The organism is Kribbella sp., assembly GCF_035687465.1.
In the GTDB taxonomy this organism is placed as follows: Bacteria; Actinomycetota; Actinomycetes; order Propionibacteriales; family Kribbellaceae; genus Kribbella.
Genome location: NZ_DASRXP010000517.1, coordinates 1 through 7168, shown reverse-complemented (window position 1 = coordinate 7168; position 7168 = coordinate 1). Strand labels below are relative to the sequence as shown.

At 68.7% G+C, this 7168-nt stretch carries 6 protein-coding genes; 1 reads left to right on the top strand and 5 read right to left on the bottom strand.

Features of this window, described 5'->3' with window-relative positions; all coding sequences use genetic code 11:
* Nucleotides 1-14: 14 nt before the first annotated feature.
* From VFG33_RS27665 to VFG33_RS27645, 5 genes are all read right to left on the bottom strand, one after another.
* On the bottom strand, nt 15-791 hold the full coding sequence (locus tag VFG33_RS27665) for a MerR family transcriptional regulator (protein WP_325055899.1): 777 nt from the start codon (nt 789-791) through the stop codon (nt 15-17).
* Between the two features lie 34 nt (nt 792-825).
* Nucleotides 826-3297 (bottom strand): glycoside hydrolase family 2 protein, encoded by a 2472-nt coding sequence (locus VFG33_RS27660; protein ID WP_325055898.1) that lies wholly within the window; start codon nt 3295-3297, stop codon nt 826-828.
* Nucleotides 3298-3360: 63 nt separating this feature from the next.
* On the bottom strand, nt 3361-3966 hold the full coding sequence (locus VFG33_RS27655) for an SGNH/GDSL hydrolase family protein (RefSeq protein ID WP_325055897.1): 606 nt from the start codon (nt 3964-3966) through the stop codon (nt 3361-3363).
* A complete protein-coding gene (locus VFG33_RS27650; protein ID WP_325055896.1) occupies nt 3963-5060 on the bottom strand; it encodes a Gfo/Idh/MocA family protein in 1098 nt (365 codons plus the stop codon). The genes VFG33_RS27655 and VFG33_RS27650 overlap by 4 nt, the downstream gene beginning before the upstream one ends.
* Nucleotides 5057-5803, bottom strand: coding sequence for a sugar phosphate isomerase/epimerase family protein (locus tag VFG33_RS27645; RefSeq protein ID WP_325055895.1), 747 nt, complete (start codon nt 5801-5803; stop codon nt 5057-5059). The genes VFG33_RS27650 and VFG33_RS27645 overlap by 4 nt, the downstream gene beginning before the upstream one ends.
* A 277-nt stretch (nt 5804-6080) precedes the next feature.
* On the opposite strand from VFG33_RS27645, the gene VFG33_RS27640 reads away from it, so the two are divergent.
* The gene (locus tag VFG33_RS27640) at nt 6081-7097 is read left to right on the top strand and encodes a LacI family DNA-binding transcriptional regulator (protein ID WP_325055894.1); all 1017 of its coding nucleotides are present in this window, start codon (nt 6081-6083) and stop codon (nt 7095-7097) included.
* Nucleotides 7098-7168: the final 71 nt, after the last annotated feature.

Here is a 7168-nt window from a genome sequence, read left to right as displayed (position 1 = left end):
CTCTCGGGCGCCGGCTAGCCATTCACTACCGCCAGCAACACGAGGTACCGCTCCCAGTGCGGATCGGCGGCAGTCGCCAGATACTCGGCATCCACTGGACCGACAGCGGCCATGATGCGCTCCGCCGCTGAGGACGACGGCTCGAGCCCTGCCGCCAGCGCCGGGGCGACCTGGTCGCGGATCAAGGCGATGGCATCAGGCTGCAAGCCTCGGTTGTCGGCTACCTGCCGGTCGGCCAACGCTCTGACGGTCGCGCGGAACTCAGGGTCCTGAGTCAGCTCGGCCAGTTCCACCCAGGCGTCGACCTGCTCGATCGACGGGTCGTCGGGTAGCTCAGGCGTCATCGTCTGTCGTGCGGCCGTCAGCGAAGGACTGAGGACCGAGTTCAAGAAGTCATCGATGAGCAGTTGGCGTTCGGTGGTCGAGAGTTTGGCCAGTCTGTGCATGAGTTCCAGCTCCTCTGGGGTAGACCCACGCCTCGCCACCGCGGTCAGCACGGCCCGCCGGAGCCGGAGTACGCGGAGTTGGGTGGTCAGCGCCTCGGCGTGCGCCGCGGCGACCTCGGGCAGGGAGGCGGTGCCCTCCACGACCTGCTGGATCGTGGCGAGATCCAGGCCCAGGTCGCGCAGGGTCCGCACCAACTCGAGACGCGCGACGGCCTCGGGGCCGTAGCGTCGGTAGCCGGCCGGGCTGCGCTCGGCGGGCGGCACGATGCCCCGATCGGAGTAGAACCGGACGGCCTTTACCGACAGTCCGGTCCGCCGGGCCAGTTCACCGATCGAGAGGTTCATGCCTCCTACTCTGACGTCTCCCCTGGAGGGAGACTCAAGTCAGCAGGTCGTTCGCCGATCGCAGCACCGGTACGCCGAGATCGCCGGCCGGGGGACTCGCGCAGGTGACGTGGAACGTGTGGCTCTCCCCGGCGGACAAGGTGATCAGGCAACTGTCCACCCGGGCGGCCGGCTCCAGCCGATCGGGGAACAACGCCAGATCCTTTGCCAACGCGCGAGCGGTCACAGTCACGTCGTACCCGCCGTCAGTCGCAGTCACCTCGGCGGTGTAGGCGTCACCCGCGAGCCGCAACGCCGTGTCCTCGACGAAGTACCAGTACGCCGAACTGCCGTCCGCCGCACGAACCTCCACGTACTCGGCCGACGGATCGCCCGCGGCCGCGACCGAGGCGGGCAACGAGTTGAGCACGTTGGAGCGAGCCGGCACCTCCAGGGCGAACGTCTCGCTCGCCAGCACCTCACCCCCGACAGCGGTGCCCCGCCGCGCCACCGTGACCTCTGTCGTCCAGGTGATGTCCGTGTCGTTGTGGGCGGCAACCACCAGGCCGTCCTCCCGTGGTTGCACGGTCAGCAGGCGATCGGCGTACACGCGGCGAAGGGCGAACCAGAGTGGTTTGCGGACGCCGTGTCCGTCGACGGCGGCCCAGGAGATCACCGGCCAGTTGTCGTTCAGCTGCCAGACGATCGCGCCGGTGTTCAACGGGAACAGGCTGCGGAAGTGCTCGATGCCATAGGCAACCGCTCGCGCCTGGTTCAGCTGCGTGGTCCAGTGCCAATCATTGATGTTCTTCCACATCGGCAGGTGCTCGCCCAGACCGCGTTCGAGTTTGAGGTTGCCCTCGTACGCCTTCTGGTGCACGAGCATCTGCTCGCCGTACGGATCGAGCGGTTCGTCGTGCACCACCGATGTCAGCGTGGACCAGGCCGGCGGTCCCTGGAAGCCGAACTCCGAGACGAAGCGAGGCTTGTAGGAACGGTAGGTCGAGTAGTCGACCGCGTTCCACACGTCCCAGATGTGCATGGTGCCGTTGCGCTCGTCGTTCGGGTGGATGTAGCGGTCGTAGGAGAACGGGCTGCCGGCCGAGTACGGCGTCCGGGGGTCGAGCTCGGCGACGATGCTCGGGAGCAGGTCCATGTAGTACCACTCGCCCCAGGTCCGGCCGCCCAGCGGAGCACGCCAGCCCCACTCGACGTACCCCCAGATGTTCTCGTTGTTGCCGTTCCACAGGGCCAGACTCGCGTGCTGGCTCAACCGGGTGACGGCCTGCCTGGCCTCGGCTTCCACCTCGCTGCGGAGTGGCTCCTCCTCGGAGTACGCGGCGCAGGCGAAGAGGAAGTCCTGCCAGACCAGGATGCCGAGCTCGTCGCAGACGTCGTAGAAGTCGTCACTCTCGTAGATGCCGCCACCCCAGACCCGGAGCAGGTTCATCGAGGCGTCGACGGCGTCGCGGATGCCGCGCTCGTAGGTCTCCCGGTTCAGCCTGGTGACGAACGCGTCGTCCGGGATCCAGTTCGCGCCGCGGACGTAGACCGGCCGGTCGTTGACGGACAGGACGAACGGGCCGCCGTCCTTGTCCGGGGCAACGTTCATGGTGATGGTGCGGAAGCCGACCCGTCCCTGCCAGTCGTCGGTCTGCGCGCCGGCCTGCACCGCCACGCTCACGTCGTACAAGGGCTGGTCGCCGTAGCCCCGCGGCCACCAGCGCTCGACGGCGTCGACGGTCGACGTCACCCCGACCTCCGGTGTCCCGGCGGCAACGGTCATCTCTGTGCTGGTTCCGCCGACGTCAACCGTGACGGTCGCGTCGGCCGAGAACCCGTCCGACCAGGCCAGTGCGACCTTCGTGTCCAGGACGCCGCGGTCGCGGTCGAGCCCGGCGAGCGGCCGGACCGAATCGATCCGTACGCCGGTCCACGACTCGATCCGGATCGGCCGCCAGATCCCGGCGGTCGCCACGTCCGGTCCCCAGTCCCAGCCGAAGTTGCTGGCCATCTTGCGGATCGCGTTGTAGGGATGGAGATTCGTGTGCGGCCAGAGCCCGGACTCCTCGGAGAGCCTCTTAGCGGTGTCCACCGGCGACGCGAACTCGATCACCAGCTCGTTGCGCTCGGCAACGAGCAGTCCGGTGACGCCGAACCGGTACGTGCGGTGCTGGTTCCAGGTGCGGCCGAGTTCGGTGCCGTTCAGGGTGACCCGCGCGGCCGTGTCCAAGCCCTCCGCGACCAGTTCCTGCACGGCCTGGCCGTCGGACTCCCAGTCGAACACGGTCCGGTAACTCCAGCTGGTCTTGCCGATCCAGGCCAGCCGTCCCTCGTTGTCCCCGTCGAACGGGTCGGGGATCACGCCGGCCGCGAGGAGGTCGGTGTGCACCTCACCCGGCACGGTCGCCGGTACCGGCGCGGCCAGCAGCGCGCTGTTCCGGTCGGGCACCGGACCCTCGACCGCTCGCACGGTCCAGGCAGTGCCGCCCTGGGTGGTCAACGGGACAGCGTTCACGGGGTTCATCGATCTCATTTCCGAACTTGACCGGTTCAGTCGGGCGGCAGAGGCAAGGTCGTGATGGTCTGTTCAGGCTGAAACAGTACGGCGCCAGAGGTCTGCGAGCAGCCGGTGGCCAGCGCTGGTGGGATGGACGCCGTCGTCCGCGAGCGTGGTCGCCCCCACCACGGCCGCCTGCCGGGTGAACTCGACGTCGGCCGGCACCAGAATCGCGTCGTACTCGCGCGCCAGCCGGCGAACCACCTCGATCTTCGGATCCAGGTCCTCGCGCCAACTGCGCTGCTCGTCCTTGACCGCCAGCAAGAACGGTTCGACCAGGACCAGCCGGGCCCGTACCGGTTCCAGACAGGCCCGGTACGCCGCTTCGAAGTCCTCGGTCGAGGTGGGATCGTCCTCGTCGTACCGGCGCCAGGTGTCGTTGATGCCGATCAGCACCGACACCAGGTCCGGTTCGTGCGCGAGCACATCGGTCTGCCAGCGGGCTCGCAGATCGACTGCCCGGTTCCCGCTGATCCCCGCGTTGACGATCCTGGGTCGGCCGGCGCCGAGATCGTCGAAGAGATCGCGGACGTAACCGTCCCCCAGTCCCTCCGGATCCGCGCGGCGGCCGCAGTCGGTCACGCTGTCCCCGGCGAACACGACGGTCCGCCGGGGACTCAGCAAGTCACTGCTCATAGCGTGGCGGCGTGCGCGTCCCAGTCGTCCGGTAGGACGGCGGGAACCTCGACGGTGCTGGTCACATCCACGAACGCGCCGGTGTCGATCGACTCGGTGATCGACGCCATCACGTCGACCACATGGAACGCCAGCGCGCCGGTGGCCCGGTGCGGCCGGTCCTCCCGGATGGCCCGGGCCAGATCCAGTACGCCGGTACCGCGCTCGGCGGAGGCCTCGGTGGTGGCGACCGTCTCCCAGTCGTCAGCACCCCGGCGGTAGATCTTGATCTCGCCGTCGAACCGGTTCGGGTCCGGCAGGGCGAGAGTGGCGTCCGCGCCGGTGATCTCCACGAACCCGGCCCGCGGCAGCGGCGAGTCGAAGCTGAAGATGCTTTGCGACGACTGACCGGACTCGAACCGGGCGATCGCGCTGACGTGGGAAGGCACGGTGACGTCGAAGTCGGTGCCGGCCAGCGGACCCGAGCCGATCGTCCGCTTCTCCCGCGACTTCGAAGCCAGCCCGGCCACGGCCGCGACCGGGCCGAAGCTCTGCACCAGCGTGGTCAGGTAGTACGGGCCGATGTCGTACAGCGGGCCCGCGCCCTCCTGGAACAGGAAGGCCGGGTTCGGGTGCCACGACTCCGGACCGGGGGACTGCATCAGGGTGAGCGCGGTCAGCGGCTGACCGATGTCACCCTTCTCGATGATCCGCCGCGCCGTCTGCAGGCCGGGGCCGAGGAACGTGTCCGGCGCGCAGCCGAGCCGGAGACCGGCGTCCTGTGCGGTCGCCAGCAGCTTCAGCCCGCTCTCCTGATCGAGCGAGAACGGCTTCTCGCTCCACACATGCTTGCCTGCGGCAACTGCCGCCAGCGCCACCTCGACGTGCGCGATCGGGATGGTCAGGTTGACCACGACCTCCACGTCCGGGTGGCCGAGCACCGCCTCGGGGCCGCCGTGGGTCTCGATGCCGAACTCTTCCGCCTTCGCCTTGGCCGCTTCAGGCCGCAAGTCGCCGATCGCCAGCACATTGAGGTCCGGGAAGCTCTGCATGCTCTTCAGATAGGCGTCGGAGATCACCCCGGCGCCGATCACGCCTACGCCGACGGCGGTCATACAGCGTCCAGGCCGGTGAGGTAGGTGAAGCTGCCCGCGACGGCGTCGAAGATCTCGCCGCTGAAGTCGTCCAGCTCGACCACCCGGAGCGCGGCCGGGGCCGCTGCCAGGATGGCCGGCACGGCGATGCTGCCGTCGCCGACCGCCACCTGGGCCTTGTTGTCCAGGGTGCCGTCGCCGTCCTTGACGTGCAGTGCCTTGACCCGGTCGCCGAGCCGGCCGAGCAGTGCCGGTACGTCGGCGCCGCCGACCACGGCCCAGTAGGTGTCGAGCTCGAGGATCACCTCGGGGGAGAGGTTGGCGGCCAGGATCTCCAGGCCGTGCACCCCGTCGATCACCGACTCCAGCTCGAAGTGGTGGTTGTGGTAGCCGACGGTGATGCCGTGGCTCGCGGCTTCCACGGCGGCCTTGTTCAGGCCTTCCGCGGTCGCCTTGATGTCGTCGGCGGACTGCCAGCGCGCTGGGTCTACGTACGGGTCGATGACGGTGGTGATGCCGAGCCGCTGGGCGGCCTCGAAGATCGGGCCGCTGTCCTCGCGGAGCAGGCCCGCGTGCGTGCTGGGCGCCGACAGGCCGTACTTGGGCAGCGCCTCGGCGAGTTTGGGGGCCAGCCCGACCAGGCCGAACGGCTCCACCTTCGTGTAGCCGATCTCCGCGATCCGGGCCAGGGTAGCGTCGAAGTCCTCCTCGAGCTTGCCCCGGACCGTGTAGAGCTGGAGGGACAGGTTGTCCACTGCGACCATGTTTTCTCTCCTCGTCTTCGGGACCTCCCCGCTGCCCAACGGGACGTCCCGGACTGGCTTGCCGAACCGGTTAAGTACCGGATGGCAGCCTATCCCACACCCAAACCACCGGGCCACCCTCAGATCACCCCGTGGGCGCCTCTGGGTTTTGATCAAATCGACTACGCTGAGCGATGGAGAGCGCTTACCTAGAGACGGGTAGTAGGCGGTGGCCGCACAATGAGTGCCTGCCGGACCGCCCGTCACGGCCCGGACCGCCCGTTCGAAGGAGGCCGCCGTGCCCCGAGTCACCATCAAGGAGATCGCCCGACGGGCCGGCGTCTCCAAAGGCGCCGTGTCGTACGCACTCAACAACCAGCCGGGGGTCTCCGAAGCCACCCGGGCCCGCGTGATGAAAGTGGCCGAGGAGCTGGAGTGGGTGCCCAACCGGGCTGCCCGCCAGCTGTCCGCCGCGCGCAGTGAGACTTTCGGCCTGGTGCTGGCGAGGTCCGCCAAGACGCTCAGCGAGGAGCCTTTCTACATGGGCTTCGTCGGTGGGGTCGAGTCCATCCTGAGCGATAGGTCGTATGCGCTCGCCCTGCAGGTCGTGCCCGATCTGGACGACGAGATGGCGACGTACCGGAAGTGGGCCGCGGAGCGCCGGGTGGACGGCGTGATCGTGGTCGATCTGCGCGTCGACGACCCGCGGATTCCCTTACTGCGCAAGCTGGAACTGCCCGCCGTGCTGGTCGGCGATCCCGCGCAGTCCGACGGGATGACGTGCGTGTGGACCGATGGGACCACGGCGATGAGGGCCGCGGTCGAGCACGTCGCCTCGCTCGGCCACAAGGCGATCGCCCGGGTCGCCGGTCCGCCGGAGCATGGTCACGTCTGGATCCGGGATCAGGCCTTCGCTGCCGTCAGCCGCCGGCTCGGCCTGGAGGCGATGGTCCTGCACACCGATTTCTCTGGTGAGGAAGGGGCTGCGGCCACCCGCGAGCTGATGGCGACCGAGGGGCGCCCGACCGCGATCATCTACGACAACGACCTGATGGCGGTCGCCGGGCTCTCGGTGGTGAGCGGACTCGGGCTCAAATCGCCCGACGACGTCACCCTGGTCGCCTGGGACGACTCGACGCTGTGCAGGCTGACCCATCCGACCCTGACCGCGATGAGCCACAACATCGTTGCCTATGGCGCCGAAGTCGCGCAGCGGCTCTTCAACCTCCTCGAAGGCGCCCGGCCGGAGGCGCACCTGTACTCAACGCCTCTCCTGATCGTCCGGGAGAGCTCCGGGCCACCGTCTAGGTACTGACTGCGGTCACTTTCACCGGTACGCCGTTCAGCGCGGCCGTACCGGCGAGGGTGTCTGTCAGGTCGGCGTCG